Here is a 16,769-nt window from a genome sequence, read left to right as displayed (position 1 = left end):
GGCGACAACCCGGACAGCAACGACAGCAACTCGCGGCGTCATCCCGAAGAGGATCGCTGGAAGATGATCAGGGTAATTCTGGCTGACGATCACGCAGTCATGCGGGACGGACTGCGTCACATCCTGGAGAGGGCCGGCGGTTTCGAGATCGTCGGCGAGGCGAGCGACGGCTCGGGCACGCTCGCGCTGGCCGAGCGCGCGGCCGCCGACGTGCTGCTGCTCGACCTGTCGATGCCTGCGCCGACCGGCATCGAGCTGATCCGGCTGGTCAAGCGCCATGCGCCGTCGCTGCGCACGCTGGTGTTGACGATGCACGCGGAAGCGCAGTACGCGGCACGTGCGTTCAAGGCCGGCGCCACCGGCTACCTGACGAAGGACAGTGCGACCGCCGAGCTCGTCGAAGCGGTCGGCAAGGTGGCGGCGGGCGGCGTCTACGTGAGCCCGTCCGCGGCCGAAAGCCTCGCTCACACGCTGCACGCGCCGGCTCAGGCCCTGCCGCACGAGCGGCTGTCCGCGCGCGAGCTCGACGTGATGCGCCGCATCGTCGCGGGTCAGACCGTCACGCAGATCGCGTCCGAACTCGCGCTGAGCGCGAAGACGGTCAGCACGTACAAGACGCGGATCCTCGAGAAGATGGAACTGCCGCACGAAGCCGCACTGGTCCGCTACACGGTGCGCCACGATCTCGACCTCGGGGCCGACGACGCATGACGGCCGCCTTCCGCTCCCCGCCCGCGCCGCCGCCGGACGACGACGATCCGGACACGTCGCGCCTGTTCATGTCGTCGCTGCCGCCGGGCCGGCGCGAGCGGCGGCTCGCGCTCGCGACGGTACTCGTATCGGCCGTGATCTTCGCCGCGCTCGCGCCGTTCGCGGCCCTGCCGCTCGCGCCGGGCTGGGCATTCATTCCCGTGTACCAGTCGGCGATCGTCGTCAACGACATGGTGACGGCCGGCCTGCTGTTCGGCCAGTACGCGATCCTGCGCGAGAAACCGCTGCTCGTGCTGGCCGGCGGCTACCTGTTCACGGCGTTCATGGCCGGCACGCACATGCTGACCTTCCCCGGGCTGTTCGCGCCGACCGGCCTGCTCGGCGCCGGCGAACAGACCACCGCATGGCTGTACCTGTTCTGGCATGGCGGCTTTCCGCTGTCGGTCGCCGCGTACGCGCTGCTGCGCGCGACGTCGCGCGGGCGCCCGGCCCCTGCCCCGCAGCGCCGTGCGGCGATTCCGGTCGTCCTCTGCATCGCGGCCGCGGTCGGCGCGACGGTCGCGCTCGCGCTGCTCGCGACCGCCGGCCACGACCTGCTGCCGCGCATCATGAGCGGCAACCGGATGACCGCGACGATGACGAACGCGATCACGGTGGTCTGGGGGTTGAACCTGGTCGCGCTGATGCTGATGTGGCGGCGGCGCCGCCGCCATTCCGTGCTCGACCTGTGGGTGATGACGGTGCTCGTCGCCTGGCTGTTCGACATCGCGCTGTCGGCGATGCTGAATCACGGGCGCTTCGATCTCGGCTTCTATGCGGGGCGCGCGTACGGCCTCGTCGCGTCGGGCGTCGTACTGTTCGCGATGCTGTTCGAGAACGGCCGACTGCATGCGCAGACGGTGCGGGCGCTGGCCGGCGCGCGCTACCAGCATCTGCTCGTCGTACAGAAAAGTGCGCAGTTGAACGATGCGAACGAACGGCTCGAACAGCGCGTCGCCGCGCGCACCGCACAACTGAGTACGTCGAACCGCGACCTGCGGCGCGAAGTCGAGGAGCGCGTGCGCGCGGAGCGCGCATTGCAGACGTCGCGCGAGGCGTTACGCGAGATTGCCGCGATCAGCGCCAGCGCACGCGAAGCCGAGCAGCGCCGCATCGCGCGCGAACTGCACGACGAACTGGCGCAGACGCTCGCGACGCTGAAGAACGATCTCGAATGGCTGATCGACCGCGTACCGCAGGACGACGCGTCGCTCGCACGCAAGATCGCGGCGATGCATGCGCTCGCGCGCGGCGCGGTGGCCGCGACGCGCCGCATCGCGTCGGACCTGCGCCCGCTGATGCTCGACGATCTCGGCTTCGCGGCGGCGATGCAATGGCTCGTGGAGGATTTCCGGCACCGTCACGGGATTGCGTGCGCGCTGCATGTCGAGCCGCCCGAGCTGCAACTCGACGAGCCGTATGCGACGGCCGTGTTCCGCATCGCGCAGGAAGCGCTCGCGAATGTCGCCCGGCACGCGGCCGCGTCGCATGCGGACGTCGAGCTCGTGTGCGGCGGCGAAGCGATCGCGCTGACGATACGCGACGACGGCGCGGGCTTCGATCCCGCGGTGCCGCGCAAGTCGGGTTCGTTCGGGCTGGTGGGGTTGCGCGAGCGTGCGTATCTGGTCGGCGGCACGCTGCGGATCGCGACGACGCTCGGCGAAGGCACGACGGTCGAGGTCGAGATTCCGCTGTCGCCGGCGCCCGTCGCGGTCGCGCATGGCGGGGGCGGGGTTGCGCGAGGGTAGATCGGGGGAAGCGGACGACGCCGAACAACGATGGTCTAGTCGGCCGCCTTCGTCGAGCGCGCTGCTTTCAGCATGCGCTCGAGTTCTGCGTGGACGTTCGCCGCTTCGATGTATTCGCCGGTCCGCCGTGCTTCGTTACGCGATGCCAGTCCACGTGCGACAAACTCGCGCTGCACACTGGGGGGAACAACGCCATCACGAGACATCTTCATCGTCGTCAGTTTCTTCATTGCACGCTCCATTCGTCGGATTTGCACCGCATGGTAGCGTGCTCGAGTACTTGCCGTCGAACCGGCATGCGTCGCGCAGTTTCTGGATCATCGGAAACCGGGCGACGCGGCGGTAACGCCGCGCCCCCTCACGCCCGCGCCGCCACCATCCCCCGCTCCGACCGCGTCCACGCGACCAGCGCGCCGACGCCGAGCAGCGCGAGGCACACGATCGGCACGATCATCGGCCCGAACGCGCTGCCCGTCACCTTACCCGCGAACGGCATCAGGTTCTGGCTGAAGAAGCCGCCGAGGTTGCCGATCGAGTTGATCGCCGCGACGCTCGCGGCCGCCCGCGCGCCGGTGAAGTAACGCGGCGGCATCGACCAGAAGCACGGATACAGCAGTGGGATGCACGCGCCGCCGAGCACGAGCGCGATGAAGCGCAGCGGCGTCGACGGCAGCACGAGGCTCAGCAGGAAACCGAGCGCGCCGAGCGCCGCGACGATCGCGATCGTGCGCAGGATGCTCTTCGCGCGACGCAGCTTCGACGGCAGCCACACCAGCAGCACCACCGCGAGCGCCCACGGCAGCATGCTCAGGAACCCGTTCGTGCTGCTCGACACGCCGAACGATTTCACGAGCGTCGGCAGCCAGTACGTGACGCCGTACAGCGACGTCGACATCAGCATGTAGGTCGCCGCGAACAGCATCACGCGCGGATCGAGCAGCGCCTTCCACGGCTGGCCGTGCTCGGCCTGCGCGGGTTTCTCGCGCTCCAGCGCGGCCGCGACGATCTGCTTCTCGCGCTCGTCGAGGAACCGCGCTTCGCGGAACGACGCGGGCAGCACGCGAAACACGACGATCGCGACGATCACGGCCGGGATGCCCGTTGCAATGAACACCCACTGCCAGCCCGCGAGGCCCCACACGCCGTTCAGGCTCAGCAGCACGCCGCCGACCAGCGAGCCGAGCATGTTCGCGAGCGCGCTGCCGAGCGTGAAGATGCCGAGCACCTTCGCGCGGTAGCTCTGCGGAAACCACAGCGTCAGGTAATAGATCACGCCCGGATAGAAGCCGGCCTCGGCGATGCCGAGCAGGAAGCGCAGCGAGCAGAACGCGGGCATCGACGTCGTGAAGCCCATCAGCACCGTGATGAGCCCCCACGTCAGCATGATCCGCGCGAGCCATACGCGGGCGCCGTAACGATGCAGCGCGAGCGTGCTCGGCACCTCGAACAGCAGGTAGCCGATGAAGAACAGCGACGACGCGAGCCCGAACGCGGCTTCCGTCATCCCGAGGCTGTGCACCATCTGCAGTTTCGCGAAACCGACGTTCTGCCGGTCGATGAACGCGATCAGGAACATCACGACGAGGATGGGCAGCAGGCGCCGCGCCATCTTCGACATGATGCGCTGTTCTTCGGCGGACGCGGGGTCCAGGGTGTCGGTAGCGTTCACTTCAGGCTCCTTGCGTGAATCGGTTGAAACGGCGCCGCGCGTGACGAACGCGCCGGCGTCAGGTGGTTCGATGAATGGAATCGCATCGCGGCCCGCGTGGCTCAACCCGAGCGGTAATCGTCGAGCATCGGCGCGAACATCTCGTGCCACGCGCGCGGCTTCGCCTTGATCGTGCCGGCGAGATACAGGAATTCGACGTAGTCCATCAGCTGGTTCGGCAGCACCGAGAAGCGCGTGTCGGGCGCGGCGAGCATCCGCATCACGTCGTCGTGCGACACGGCGACACCCGATGACGCCGCGTAGAGCGCGGCGGCCGCGCGCGGGTCCTGCGCGATCAGGCGGTTCGCTTCGTCGAGCGCACCGAGAAACGCCGCGGCGAGCGCAGGCTCCGCATCGACGAGCCGCTTCGGCGCGAACACGACGTCGAGCGTCATCGGGCCGAGCACGTCGACCGAGCTCACCACGCGATGGATGCCCGGCTGCCGCAATTCGAGCGTCGAGAACGGCGGCGACGTGAAGTGCGCGGTCACGCCGTTCTCGCGGCGGATCAGCGCCTGCATCGCCTGCGGATGCGGCAGGTTCACGGTGATCGAATCGAGCTGCGCGAAATGCCTGGCGCCGAGCTGCCGGCTCGCGACCATCTGCAGCACGACCGCCGACAGCGACGTGCGGATGCCCGGCACCGCGATCCGGTCGGACGGCGTGAAGTCGCGCAGCGACACGAGGCCCGGCCGGTTCGCGTTCAGCGACAGCGACGTGGTCGACAGCCCGCTGATGCCGATCACCTCGACATTCGGAATGCCGCGCGCCCGCGCCCACAGTTCGATGAAACCCGGCGCGCCGGCGCCCGCGAAATCGAGCGTGCCGGCCATCATCGCGTCGTTGACGGAATTGCCGCCGTCGAGCAGCACCCATTCGACCGCGACGTCGCGCACGCCGTGGCGCGCCGCATGCCGCTCGAACAGCCGCTGCTTCTCCATCACGAGCAGCGGCAGGTACAGCACGCCATAGCCTTTCGAGATCCGCACCGTGCGCGGCTTCGCGCGCACCAGCGCCGGCGCCCCGAGTACGCCCAGCACGCCGAGCCCGGCGGCGATCAGTGCGCGGCGGCGTGGCGACGTCGTCATGCGCGCGCCGCCGTGCGGCGGACGGCCAGCGGCCACGCGCAGGCCGGCGTGGCGCCGCGACGCGCGTTCGTCGTGCCCGTGACATGCTGCATGTTGCCGTCTCCTTGAATATTTCTGGTATTAATGCCGTCCTTGCGTACTGCTTCCGGCTCGACACAGGTTATCGACCGAGTCTGAGAAAATGCTGACATCCCGGCCCCGGGAAAACCCCTAATCCACCTACCTGCAAACGGCACCATGCGCATTCTCGTCGTGGAGGACGATGCCGAAATCGGCGCGGCGATCCGCAGCCGCCTCGCCCGGCTCGGCCACGCCGTCGATCTCGAAACCGACGGCGCGACCGCGAACGGGCTGCTGCGCGTCGAGCGCTTCGATCTCGTCGTGCTCGATGTGAACCTGCCCGGCATGGACGGCTTCACGGTATTGCGCAACCTGCGCGCGTCGGGCAGCACGACGCCGGTGCTGCTCGTCACCGCGCGTTCGGCGATCGACGACCGCGTGAGCGGCCTCGGCCTCGGCGCCGACGACTACCTCGTGAAGCCGTTCGACTATCGCGAACTCGACGCGCGCGTGCAGGCGCTCCTGCGCCGCAACAGCGGCCACGCGAACGACGTGCTGACGCTCGGCGGCCTCGTGATCGACCGCAGCAGCCGCCTCGCGGAACTCGACGGCCAGCCGCTGTCGCTGTCGCGCCAGGAATTCGCGCTGCTCGAAATCCTCGCGAGCCGCCCGCAGCGCATCTTCTCGAAGGAAGAACTGCTGAACCAGTTGTTCAGCTTCGGCAACGAGCCGACCGCGAATGCGGTCGAGCAATACGTGACGCGCGTGCGCCGGAAGCTGCAGGGCAGCTCGGTCGAGATCCGCACCGCACGCGGGATGGGGTATCAGATTGCCGCGCATTGACTGGTTCCCGAAGACGCTGTTCGGGCGCACGCTGCTGTTCATCGCGCTCGTCGTCGCGACCGGCGCGCTCGCGCTTGCAGCGATCGCGCGCTACTACGCGGGCGTCGCGGCCGAACGCGCATACGACCAGTTGCTGGCGGGCGCCTCGATCCAGGTCGCGGAAAACCTCTACGTGCAAGGCGGCGTGCTCGCGCTGAATCCGCCGGTCGCCGCGCTGTCGACGCTGTCGCGCTACGACCTCGTCTACTACAAGGTGGTCGATTCGCGCGGCGTGGTCGTGGCCGGCTACAACGATCTCGCGAGCCCCGCGACGCTCGCCGCCGCGAAGCAGGGCCCCGCGTTCGCGAATGCCGTCTACCAGGGGCACCGGATCCGCACCGCGACCATCGCACGCTACATGCCCGAGGAAAGCACGCCGGGCTGGGCGCTCGTGACGGTTGCGCAGACAACCAATGCGCGTCAGCAGCTGACGAACGACATGAGCATCAAGGTGTGGACGCTGATCCTGCTGATGAGCGTGCTCGCGATCGGCGCAAGCGGCCTCGCGATCCGGCGCGGCCTGCGCCCGCTCGCGCAGATCGGCACGATCATCGCAGCGCGCGACCCGGCCGACCTGCGGCCGGTGGCCGTCGATACGCCGAGCGAGATCGACGCGATCATCGGGTCGATCAATGGCTTGATGCACCGCCTCGCCGAGCGGATCAACGCGATGCAGCGCTTCATCGCCGACGCCGCGCACCAGATGCGCACGCCGCTCGCGCGGCTCGATGCGCAGATCGAGCTGCTCGACGGCGAATCCGACCCCGCGCGTCACGCGGCGCGGCTCGATGCGCTGCGCGCGACCAGCGCGGACGTCGGCCGGCTCACCGGCCAGCTGCTCAATCATGCGATGGTGATTCATCGCACCGAGGCCGTGCCGCTGCAACCGGTCGAACTCGTCGCGCTCGCGAAAGAGGTCCTGGGCCGCACGATTCCGCTCGCCGGCGAGCGCGACGTGGCCGTCGCGTTCGCGAGCGATGCGCCGCAGGCATGGATCGACGGCGATGCGATCAGTCTTCAGGAAGCGTTGTCGAACGTACTGCACAACGCGCTGCTGCACGGCCATGCGGACGACATCGTCGTGTCGGTCGCGACCACCGGCAACGCGGATCAAGCGGTGACGCTGACCGTCACCGACAACGGCCGCGGGATGCCGCGCGAGCATTGGGACGCGGCCTTGCAGCCGTTCGTGCGGATCGCGCCGGACGGCAGCGAGCGGCGCACGGGGTCGGGGCTCGGGCTCGCGATCGTGCAGGAAGTGATGAAGGCGCACGGCGGACGCGTCGGGTTCGCGTTTCCCGATGCGGGCGGGTTCGCGGTGATGTTGACGTTTCCGCGTGCGGTGACGACGCACGCGGATCACGCATGAATGAAGTCCCGTGGCGCCGCCTACACCGCCACCGCCTCCCCACCGAGATACGCATCGCGTACGCGCTCGTCGTCGAGCAGCGCCTTCGCCGGCCCTTCCAGCACGACACGCCCCGTCTGCAGCACGTATCCGTAGTGCGCGATCTCCAGCGCGAGGCTCGCGTTCTGCTCGACCATGAACACCGTCACGCCCTGCCGGTTGATCGCATCGATCAGTTCGAGCACCTTGTCGACGTACAGCGGCGACAGCCCCATCGTCGGCTCGTCCATGCAGATCAGTTTCGGCCGCGCCATCAGCGCACGCGCCATCGCGAGCATCTGCTGCTCGCCGCCCGACAGCGTGCCCGCGCGCTGCGCGAGCCGCTCGCGTACGCGCGGAAACAGGTCGAGCACGCGTTCGTAGTCTTCGGTCACCGCCGCACGATCGCCGCGCGTGTACGCGCCCATCAGCAGGTTCTCGCGCACGCTCATGTCGCCGAACAGCCGCCGCGCCTCGGGCACGGCCGCGATCCCGCGCCGCACGCGCTGCGGCGTCGCGAGCGCCGTCACGTCGTCGCCATCGAAACGCACGACACCACGCTTCGGCCGCATCAGCCCCAGAATCAGCTTCATCGTCGTCGACTTGCCGCTCGCGTTGCCGCCGAGCAGGCTGACGATCTGCCCGCGGCCGACTTCGAAGTTCACGTCGAAATGCACCTGCACCGGCCCGTAGAACGTGTCGAGGTGTTCGAGTTTCAGCAGCGCGTCGGTCATCGTCGTGGCGGGTCCGGAAGATTGCGGGGTCATGCGGCCGCCTGCGCGGCGCGGTCGGCCGGCGTGCCGCCCGCGTGGCGGCGGCCGAGATAGGCTTCGATCACGCGCGGATCGTGCCGCACGTCGCGCGGCGCGCCTTCGGCGATCTTCACGCCGTTGTCGAGCACCATCACGCGGTCGGACACGCGCATCACGAGTTCGAGCTTGTGCTCGATCAGCAGGATCGTCAGGCCGCGCGCCTTCAGCGACTGGATCAGTTGCAGCATCTCGGCGGTCTCGGTCTCGTTCATCCCGGCCGTCGGCTCGTCGAGCAGCAGCAGGCGCGGATGCAGCGCGAGCGCGCGGCCGATCTCCACGCGCCGGCGGTTCGCATACGACAGGCTGTGCGCCGGGTGATCGATGCGCGGCGTGAGCCGTTCGCCGAACCCCGCGACGATCGTGCGCGCCTCTTCGCGCAACGCGGCTTCCTCGCGCCGCACCGACGCGGGCCGCACGAGCGCACGCAGCACTTCGGCGGCCGCACCGAGCGCAGGCCAGCCGGGCCGTGCCGCGCGCAGCCGCGCATGCGCGCCGATCAGCACATTGTCGAGCACGCTCAGGTTGCCGAACACGCGGCCGTGCTGGAACGTGCGCGCGATGCCGAGCGCCGCGAGCCGTTCGGGCGCGGAGCCGGTGATGTCGCGGCCGTCGAACGTCACGCGGCCGGCATCGGGCCGGTCGGCGCCCGCGATCAGGTTGAACAGCGTCGACTTGCCCGCGCCGTTCGGGCCGATCACGCTCAGCAGTTCGCCGTCCGCCAGCGTCAGGCTGGCGGAGTCGAGCGCGGTCACGCCGTCGAAGCGGCGCGTCAGGCCCTGCACGTCGAGCAGGGGTCGAGTGGTCGTCATCGCATTCCTCCTCACACCGTGCCGAGCAGGCCCTGCGGCCGGAACCGGACGAGCAGCAGCAGCACGAGGCCGTAGATCAGCATCCGGTAATCGGCCGCCCAGCGGAACAGCTCGGGCAGCCCGATCAGCGCGATCGCGCCGACGATGCCGCCGAGCACGTTGCCGAGCCCGCCGAGGATCACCATCGTCAGCGCGAGGATCGACACCTGCGAATCGAAGGTCTGGTGATTGATGTAGCTGTACAGATGCGCGGCGATGCCGCCGCTCACGCCCGCCGCGACGCCACCGACCGCGAACGCGATCGCCTTGTAGCGGTTCGGCGCGACGCCGTGCGCACGCGCGGCGACGTCGTCCTCGCGCACCGCGCGCAGCGTGCGGCCCAGATGCGAACGCAGCAGCCGCACCTGCACGAGCGCAAACACGACGAGTACCGCGAACGTGAACCAGTACGCGGCGCGCGCGGTCGTCGCCCACGGCAACGGCGCGATGCCGGTGATGCCGAGCGGGCCGCGCGTCAAGCCGTCCCAGTTCAGGATCACGAGGCCCACCACTTCACCGATGCCGAGCGTCGCGATCGACACGTAATGCCCGCGCAACCGGAACGCCGGATAGACGAGCAGCGTGCCGAGCACGGCGGTGATCGCACCCGCGCACGGAATCGTCACGGCCGGCGACCAGCCGAGATCCGACGACAGCAGCGCCGACGCATACGCGCCGATCACGAGCAGCGCGGCATGGCCGAGCGAGATCTGCCCGACCGTGCCCGCGACGAGCGTGAGGCTCAGCGCGAGCAATCCGTACAGCCATGCGTTGGTCAGCGTCTGCAACACGTAGGGCGATGCGCCGAGCCACGGCAGCACGGCCGCCGCCGCGATCAGCACGACGAGCACCGGGCGCGGTACGCGCACGGCTTTCGCGGCGGCGAGGAAAGTGCCCGTCATCGGCTCGGGCGGCAGCGCACGGTTCGCGCTGAACAAGCCGTTCGGCCGCCACACGAGGAACACGATCAGCAGTCCGAACGCGAACAGATCGCGATAGCTGGTGCCGAACAGCGCGACGCCGTAGCTTTCGACGAGACCGAGCAGCAGGCTGCCCGCGATCGCGCCCGGCACGTTGCCGAGCCCGCCGATCAGCAGCGCGACGACGCCCTTCAGCGTCGCCTGGAAGCCCATCGCCGGATCGATGCTGTTGTAGTACATGCCGACCAGCAGGCCACTCACGCCGCCGAGCGCGCACGCGATCGCGAACACGGTCTGGTTCACGCGGTCGACGTCGACACCCATCTGCAGCGCCGCGTCGCGATCCTGCGCGGTCGCGCGCACGGCCCAGCCGAGCCGCGTGAAGCGCAGGAAGCCGTACAGCAGCGCGGCCGCCGCGATGCCGATGCCCGCGATCAGCAGGTCGAGCGAGCCGAGCGTCGCGCCGGCGATCCGCAGGTGCCAGTCGGGCAGCGGCGTCGGCACCGCGCGCGGGTCCGCGCCGAACGCGAGCTGCGCGAGCTGGTCGAGGATGAAGCTGATGCCGATCGTCGCGAGCAGCGGCGCGATGCGCGCGGCATGGCGCAGCGGCCGCAGCCCGATCCGCTCGATCGCGATGCCGAGCGCGCCGCAGCCGACGACGACCGCCGCGAGCGCGACCGGCAGCGGCAGCCCGAAGCGCGTCAGGCACAGCCAGCCGATGAAGGCGCCGACCATGTACACCGAGCCGTGCGCGAAGTTGATCAGGTGCGACACGCCGAAGATCAGCGCGAGCCCGACCGCGAGCAGCGCGTAGATGTTGCCGACGATGAGGCCGTTGAGCGTGTAGTCGAGCCAGGAAGCCATCACGATGCGTCCGTCACTTGCATGCGGTTCATGTCAGATTCAGCGCGCGGCGAGCTGCGGCTTCGCGCCGTCCCACAGCGCCCACTGCCCCTGCTTCACGACCAGATAGACGGTGCGTGCGCCCGCGACGCGGCGCGTCTGCGGATCGAAGCGCACCTTGCCGAAGATCACGCTCGGCACGTCGCTGACCTTCGCGAAACCGTCGTGCGCGGCCTGGCGCGTCGTGCCGTAGCGGCGCAGCACTTCCGCCGACAGGATCAGCGCATCGTACGCGCGCGCGACGAACGAATCGGGATCGGCGTGGAATTTCGCGCGATAGCGCTGCACGAACGCCTGCACCTCGGGGCGCGGTTCGGCCGGGAAGAAGTTCGATTCCGTATAGACGCCTTCGACGGCCGTGCCGCCCAGCTCGAGAAACTTCGGCGAGTACACGGAGCCCACCGCCGCGATCGGCAGCGCGACGCCCGACGTGCACGCCTGACGCACGATCTGCGCGCCGTCCGCGTAGTACGAAATCAGCACGATCGAATCGGGCTTCGATGCGCCGATCCGCACGAGCGTCGAGCGGAAATCCTTCTCCGCCGGCTGGTAGCCTTCGGCCGCGACGACCTGCGCGCCGAGCCCCGTCACCGCCTTCGCGAAGATGTCCTTGCTGGTGCGGCCCCAGTCGGTATTCAGGTACAGCACCGCGATGCGCTTGAAGCCGAGTTCCTTCACCGCATAGCGCGCGAGCAGCGGCTGCTCCTCGGCCTGGCTCAGCGCGGTGCTCCACAGGTAGTCGCCGCCCTTCGTGAAATCCGGATGCGAATTCGTGAAGCCGAACTGGATCAGTTGGCCGCGCTGGTAGATCGGCGACGCGGCCATCGACGTCGCGCTCGAGAAATCGCCGAGCTCGATCGCGATGCGCGGATCGGCGACGAATTTCTGCGCGATCGCCACTGCCTGGCGCGGGTCGCTGCGGCTGTCCTGGAAGTCGATCGCGAGCGGCCGGCCGTGAATGCCGCCGCTGCCGTTGATCTCGTCGAGCGCGAGATCGAAACCGCGCTTCCACTGCTCGCCGTATTGCGCGTCCTGGCCGGTGAGCGGCCCGCTCACGCCGATCACCACCGGTTCGCCCGACACGCCGGCCGCGAGCGCGCCGCCCGTCGACAAGCCCCATGCGGCAGCGAGCGCCGCCACCGTGCCCAGCACGCGCCGCCATGCGCCGCGCGCGTCGTTCCCCGAAACGTTCATGCGTCCCCCAGCTTCAGTCAGTCGAAAAGAGTGAAGGCATGTAACCATCCGGCTCCGGACGATCCAACGAAGTTTTGTGCATATCGATATCGCACGCGGCGCGAAGCGGATGACGTTCGCGAACGTCATCCATACGCCCTGCATCGAGCGACGTGCCGGCACGCATCGCATCGCGTTGATTCGATTGGCGTTTCGTTCTTGTGACCGCGCGCAACCGGCGCGCATGCGCGCCCAACGGGCCGCCGCGACGATCGCGCGCTTCGCAGTTTCCGCGCTGTCGATAGCAAAAATCATTATATGAATTGCGCATGCTCGCACTTCTACAATGCGCAAATCGCATCATCGGAACGCGTCATGGAGCTGCATCAACTCGAAGCCTTTTCCGCGGTCATGTCGGCCGGCAGCGTGACCGGCGCGGGCGAACTGCTCGGCCGCTCGCAGCCTGCCGTCACGCGGCAGATCCAGGAACTCGAAGCCGATCTCGGCTACGCGCTGTTCGACCGGCATGGCCCGCGCGTCACGCCGACGCGGCGCGCGTTCCTGCTGTACGAGGAAGTCGAGCGCTCGCTGGTCGGCCTGCGCGCGATCGAGGCGCGGGCCCGCGCGCTCGGCGACGAAACCGCCGAACCGGTGCGCATCGCGGCCACGCCGTCGCTCGCGGCCACGCTCGTGCCGGCCGCGCTCGCCGCGCTGCCCGACGACACGCATGCGCCGCACTACCAGTTGCGCAGCGAATCGGCCGAGCACGTCGTGCACGAGGTGCTGGCCGGCACGGCCGATGTCGGCGTCGTCACGCTGCCGATGGCGCATGCCGGGCTCGACGTGCACTGGATCGCGCAGACGCCGTGCGTCGCCGTGCTGCCTGCCGACGATCCGCTTGCGGCAAAGCCGCGTATCGCGCTGCACGACCTCGCGCGGCGCCGCATCGTGACGGTCGCGAACCGGCACCGGCTGCGCCAGCGGATCGACGCGGCGTTCGCGGCCGCGCGGGTCGATGCGCGCGTGTTCATCGAAACCAATGCATCGCTGAATGCGGTGATGGCCGCGCGCGCGGGCATCGGGATCGGCATCGTCGATCCGGCCACGGGCGTCGCGCTGCCGGTGGACGGCGTCGTCGCGCGAGCGCTCGACGTCGACATCCCGTTCGCGTTCGGCGTCGCGACGCCGGCCGGCAAGGCGCGCACGGCGCCCGTCGATGCGCTGCTCGACGCGCTGCATCGCACGACGCGCGCGCTGCTCGACGACGTGATCTTTCACGACGCCGCTGCGCACGACGCGCTGCTGCGCGGCGACCGGCTGCGCCCCGACCGCGCGGCGCGCCCGCCTCGCCCGACCCGTGCCAGCCGTGCGCGCCCGGAGGCCGCATGACGACCCAGCTCGACGCACTCGAAGCACGGCTCGCGCAAGATCTGCGCTGGCTCGACCTGCCAGCGCCGTCATGGGTGCCGCCGCGCGAAGTAGGCGGCGCGCGCGTGCTCGATGTCGCGATCGTCGGCGGCGGCATGGCCGGGCTCGCGGCGTCCGCCGAACTGCGCCTGCTCGGCATCGACAACCAGTGCGTAATCGACCGCGCGCCGGCCGGCTACGAAGGTCCGTGGGTCACGTTCGCGCGGATGGAGACGCTGCGTTCGCCTAAGCAGCTCGCGGGCCCCGCGCTCGGCCTGCCCGCGCTGACGTTCCGCGCGTGGTTCGAAGCGCAATACGGCCGCGACGCATGGGACGCGCTGTACAAGATTCCGCGCCCGCAATGGATGGACTACCTGCGCTGGTATCGGCGCGTGCTCGACCTGCAGGTGCGCAACGACACGACGCTCGTCGCGCTGCGCCCGCGCGACGACGGGCTGCTCGCGCTCGACGTGCGCGGCAACGGCGAAGCGCAGACGCTGCTCGCGCGGCACGTCGTGCTCGCGACCGGCCGCGACGGGCTCGGCGGCCCGTACGTGCCGCCCGTCGCGCAGCGCGCGCCGCGCACGCGCTGGGCCCATTCGTCCGAGCCGATCGATTTCGCCGCGCTCGCGGGCAAGCGTGTCGGCGTGGTCGGCGCGGGCGCATCCGCGTTCGACAACGCGGGCACCGCGCTCGAAGCGGGCGCCGCACGCGTCGACCTGTTTTTTCGCCGCGCGGACATTCCGCGCATCAACAAGCTGACCGGCATCGGCAGCCCGGGCCTCGTGCACGGCTACGCCGATCTCGACGACGCGACGAAGTGGCGCTTCATGCACTACGCGCTGACGTCGCAGACGCCGCCGCCGCGCGACAGCGTGCTGCGCGTATCGCACCACGACCATGCGCATTTCCATGCGGGCAGCCCGATCGAGACGCTCGCCGACCATGCGGATGGCCTCGACGTGACGACGCCGCGCGGACGCTACACGGTCGACGTCCTGATCTTCGCGACGGGCTTTCATTCGGACTGGACGACGCGCGAGGAATTCGCGTCGTTCGGCGCGCACGTGCGGCGCTGGAAGGATCGGTATCGGCCTGAACCGGCGCTGTGGCTCGACGAGCTTGCCGAGTCGCCCGACCTCGGCCCCGCGTTCGCATTCCAGGAACGCGAGCGCGACGCCTGCCCGGCCGTCACGCGCATCCATTGCTTCAACCATGCGGCGAGCCTGAGCCACGGCAAGCTGTCCGGCGACATCCCGGCCATCAGCGCAGGCGCGAAGCGGCTGGCGCGCGGCATTGCGAGCCGGCTGTTCGATGCCGATCGCGACCGCCACTACGACGCGCTCGTCGCGTACGCGAATGCCGAACTGCAAGGCGACGAATGGCGCGACGCCGACGCCATCGATCACTTTGACGACCAAGGAAAACCGAAACGATGACTGACTCCATCACGCCGGCCGCCGTGCCGGATACGATCGATGCGGCAGCGGGCCTGCGGGAAGGCGACACCGTCGCCGCGCTGCGCCGCGCACGCGACAAGGTACTGTTGCATACGCAACTGAGCGAAGCCGCGCTGTTCGGTCCCGCGTTGCCCGATCTTTCGCTGATCGAGCGGCTGCATGCGGCACGCTATGTTGCGCGGCAGTCGAATGCGCACGCGCTGGCCGACATCTATCGCACGCGATTGCTCGACGCAGGCGGCACGCTCGCCGACATCGAGCACGCAGATGCCGACGCGTTCGACGCACTGCCGCGCCGCCTCGGCGCGATCCTGTTGCACGCGAAGCGCCTGACGCACGCGCCGGCCGATGCGCGCGCATCCGATCTCGACACGTTGAAATCGGCCGGGCTGACGACGCCCGCGATCGTCGCGCTGTCGCAGCTCGTCGCGTTCGTCGCGTATCAGTTGCGCGTCGCCGCGGCCGCACGGGCACTTCAGGCACGCGCCGCCAAGGAGGCCGCATGACGACTGCCGCTCACGGCTTCACATTCGACACGCTCGGCTGGCGCGCGTGGCTCGACACGGTAGCGCTCGATGCGGCGACGCCCGATCAGCTCGCGGTGCTCGAAGCGAGCCACCCGCAAGCGAAAACGTCCGACTATTACCTGCTGCTCGTCCACCTTCCCGAGATCCTGCGGCAGCGCTCGGGCGTGTTCAACGCAATCATGTACGGCCCCGGCGGGCTGTCGCGCGCCGATCGCGAACTGGCGAGCACGGCGGTATCGCGCGTGAACGGCTGCGTGTATTGCGCGTCGGTGCATGCGCAGCGCTTCGCGCAGCTCGCGAAACGCACCGATGCGATCGAACAGGTGTTCGATGATCCGGCGACGGCCGGCACCACGGCGCGCGAACGCGCGATCGTCCGCTATGCGATCGCGTTGACCGAACGGCCCGACGCGATCGACGAAAACGACATCGCCGCGCTCGAAGCCGAAGGGCTGACGCATGAGGAGATGCTCGACCTGTCGCACGCCGTCGCGATCTTCGCGTGGGCGAACCGGTTGATGCTGACGCTCGGTGAGCCGGTGTTCCCTGCGCCGACGGCCAGCGCCTGAGCGCGCGGAAGGACGCGGCGCGGGCCCGGCCCGCGTCACGCCTTGTGCGTCGACAACAAGATGCTCGTCTCGGTATTGGCGATCCCGTCGATCAAGCGGATCGCGCCGAGCACGCGATCGAAGTGTTCGAGCGAATCGGCATGCAACTCGGCGACGAGATCCCAGCGCCCGTTCGTGCTGTGGATCGACGCGACGTTCGGATGCCCGCGCAGCACCTTCACCACCTCCGCGCCGCGATTGCCCTGCACCGCGATCGACATCAGCGCGCGGATCCGGTGCCGTTCGGCGGCCGGCTTGAGCCGCACCGTATAGCCGACGATCACGCCGTTTTTCTCGAGCCGCGTCAGCCGGTTCTGCACGGTTGCGCGCGCCACGCGCAATGCCTTCGCCAAGGCGACGACAGGCAGTCGCGCGTTGTCGCGCAGCAGCGCGATGAGCTGACGGTCGACGTCGTCGAGCGTGATCATGAACGGGCCTTCCTGTTGAGCGTGAACCGGCCGCCAGCGTGCCGGAGGCTGCGCATTCCG

17 protein-coding genes are annotated in these 16,769 nt (G+C 69.4%); 9 read left to right on the top strand and 8 right to left on the bottom strand.

Translation table 11 applies throughout. The features are described 5' to 3' along the window. The first annotated feature begins 63 nt into the window (after window positions 1-63). Both HWW87_RS01405 and HWW87_RS01400 read left to right on the top strand, forming a co-directional pair. Window positions 64-711: a response regulator transcription factor gene (locus HWW87_RS01405; protein ID WP_175818950.1), complete on the top strand. Its 648-nt coding sequence runs from the start codon at window positions 64-66 to the stop codon at window positions 709-711. Beyond that, window positions 708-2,498 (top strand): sensor histidine kinase, encoded by a 1,791-nt coding sequence (locus HWW87_RS01400; protein ID WP_175818949.1) that lies wholly within the window; start codon window positions 708-710, stop codon window positions 2,496-2,498. Before HWW87_RS01405 ends, HWW87_RS01400 begins: the two co-directional genes overlap by 4 nt. Window positions 2,499-2,533: 35 nt before the next feature. Here HWW87_RS01400 and HWW87_RS01395 read toward each other — a convergent pair whose 3' ends face one another. The 3 genes from HWW87_RS01395 to HWW87_RS01385 form a co-directional block, all read right to left on the bottom strand. Next, a complete protein-coding gene (locus tag HWW87_RS01395; protein WP_244107114.1) occupies window positions 2,534-2,728 on the bottom strand; it encodes a hypothetical protein in 195 nt (64 codons plus the stop codon). 128 nt (window positions 2,729-2,856) lie between these two features. Continuing rightward, complete coding sequence (locus tag HWW87_RS01390; protein WP_175818948.1) at window positions 2,857-4,167, bottom strand: MFS transporter; 1,311 nt, start codon at window positions 4,165-4,167, stop codon at window positions 2,857-2,859. Window positions 4,168-4,268: 101 nt separating this feature from the next. Then, window positions 4,269-5,294 carry an ABC transporter substrate-binding protein gene (locus HWW87_RS01385; protein ID WP_175818947.1) on the bottom strand — a complete coding sequence of 342 codons (1,026 nt, stop codon included), beginning with the start codon at window positions 5,292-5,294 and terminating at the stop codon, window positions 4,269-4,271. A 237-nt stretch (window positions 5,295-5,531) separates the two neighbouring features. On the opposite strand from HWW87_RS01385, the gene HWW87_RS01380 reads away from it, so the two are divergent. Beyond that, the gene (locus tag HWW87_RS01380) at window positions 5,532-6,197 is read left to right on the top strand and encodes a response regulator transcription factor (protein ID WP_174429308.1); all 666 of its coding nucleotides are present in this window, start codon (window positions 5,532-5,534) and stop codon (window positions 6,195-6,197) included. Further along, entirely contained in the window at window positions 6,184-7,605 is a 1,422-nt protein-coding gene (locus HWW87_RS01375; RefSeq protein WP_175818946.1) for a sensor histidine kinase, read from the top strand. Before HWW87_RS01380 ends, HWW87_RS01375 begins: the two co-directional genes overlap by 14 nt. Before the next feature lie 20 nt (window positions 7,606-7,625). On the opposite strand, the gene HWW87_RS01370 is transcribed toward HWW87_RS01375, so the two are convergent. From HWW87_RS01370 to HWW87_RS01355, 4 genes are read right to left on the bottom strand one after another with little or no spacing between them, the layout of a single operon-like run. After that, window positions 7,626-8,390 carry an ABC transporter ATP-binding protein gene (locus HWW87_RS01370; RefSeq protein WP_175818945.1) on the bottom strand — a complete coding sequence of 255 codons (765 nt, stop codon included), beginning with the start codon at window positions 8,388-8,390 and terminating at the stop codon, window positions 7,626-7,628. Next, a complete protein-coding gene (locus HWW87_RS01365; RefSeq protein WP_175818944.1) occupies window positions 8,387-9,244 on the bottom strand; it encodes an ABC transporter ATP-binding protein in 858 nt (285 codons plus the stop codon). Before HWW87_RS01365 ends, HWW87_RS01370 begins: the two co-directional genes overlap by 4 nt. Before the next feature lie 11 nt (window positions 9,245-9,255). Beyond that, on the bottom strand, window positions 9,256-11,067 hold the full coding sequence (locus tag HWW87_RS01360) for an ABC transporter permease (protein WP_175820649.1): 1,812 nt from the start codon (window positions 11,065-11,067) through the stop codon (window positions 9,256-9,258). A 39-nt stretch (window positions 11,068-11,106) separates the two neighbouring features. Then, window positions 11,107-12,300, bottom strand: coding sequence for an ABC transporter substrate-binding protein (locus HWW87_RS01355; RefSeq protein ID WP_175818943.1), 1,194 nt, complete (start codon window positions 12,298-12,300; stop codon window positions 11,107-11,109). 76 nt (window positions 12,301-12,376) lie between these two features. Between HWW87_RS01355 and HWW87_RS01350 the strand changes: the two genes are divergently transcribed. The 5 genes from HWW87_RS01350 to HWW87_RS01330 are packed head-to-tail and all read left to right on the top strand — an operon-like array spanning window position 12,377 to window position 16,242. Next, on the top strand, window positions 12,377-12,601 hold the full coding sequence (locus tag HWW87_RS01350) for a hypothetical protein (protein ID WP_175818942.1): 225 nt from the start codon (window positions 12,377-12,379) through the stop codon (window positions 12,599-12,601). A gap of 53 nt (window positions 12,602-12,654) precedes the next feature. Further along, entirely contained in the window at window positions 12,655-13,668 is a 1,014-nt protein-coding gene (locus tag HWW87_RS01345) for a LysR family transcriptional regulator (RefSeq protein ID WP_175818941.1), read from the top strand. Further along, entirely contained in the window at window positions 13,665-15,125 is a 1,461-nt protein-coding gene (locus tag HWW87_RS01340; RefSeq protein WP_175818940.1) for an NAD(P)/FAD-dependent oxidoreductase, read from the top strand. Before HWW87_RS01345 ends, HWW87_RS01340 begins: the two co-directional genes overlap by 4 nt. Then, complete coding sequence (locus tag HWW87_RS01335; RefSeq protein ID WP_175818939.1) at window positions 15,122-15,652, top strand: hypothetical protein; 531 nt, start codon at window positions 15,122-15,124, stop codon at window positions 15,650-15,652. The genes HWW87_RS01340 and HWW87_RS01335 overlap by 4 nt, the downstream gene beginning before the upstream one ends. After that, window positions 15,649-16,242 (top strand): peroxidase-related enzyme, encoded by a 594-nt coding sequence (locus HWW87_RS01330; protein WP_175818938.1) that lies wholly within the window; start codon window positions 15,649-15,651, stop codon window positions 16,240-16,242. The genes HWW87_RS01335 and HWW87_RS01330 overlap by 4 nt, the downstream gene beginning before the upstream one ends. Window positions 16,243-16,277: 35 nt before the next feature. Here HWW87_RS01330 and HWW87_RS01325 read toward each other — a convergent pair whose 3' ends face one another. Beyond that, window positions 16,278-16,709: an Lrp/AsnC family transcriptional regulator gene (locus HWW87_RS01325; RefSeq protein ID WP_059237585.1), complete on the bottom strand. Its 432-nt coding sequence runs from the start codon at window positions 16,707-16,709 to the stop codon at window positions 16,278-16,280. Window positions 16,710-16,769 lie beyond the last annotated feature (60 nt).

It is taken from the genome of Burkholderia sp. BCC0419 (assembly GCF_902830285.1).
GTDB lineage: Bacteria > Pseudomonadota > Gammaproteobacteria > Burkholderiales > Burkholderiaceae > Burkholderia.
The sequence above is the reverse complement of the archived record's forward strand: the minus strand, read 5'-3'. Positions and strand labels throughout refer to the sequence as shown.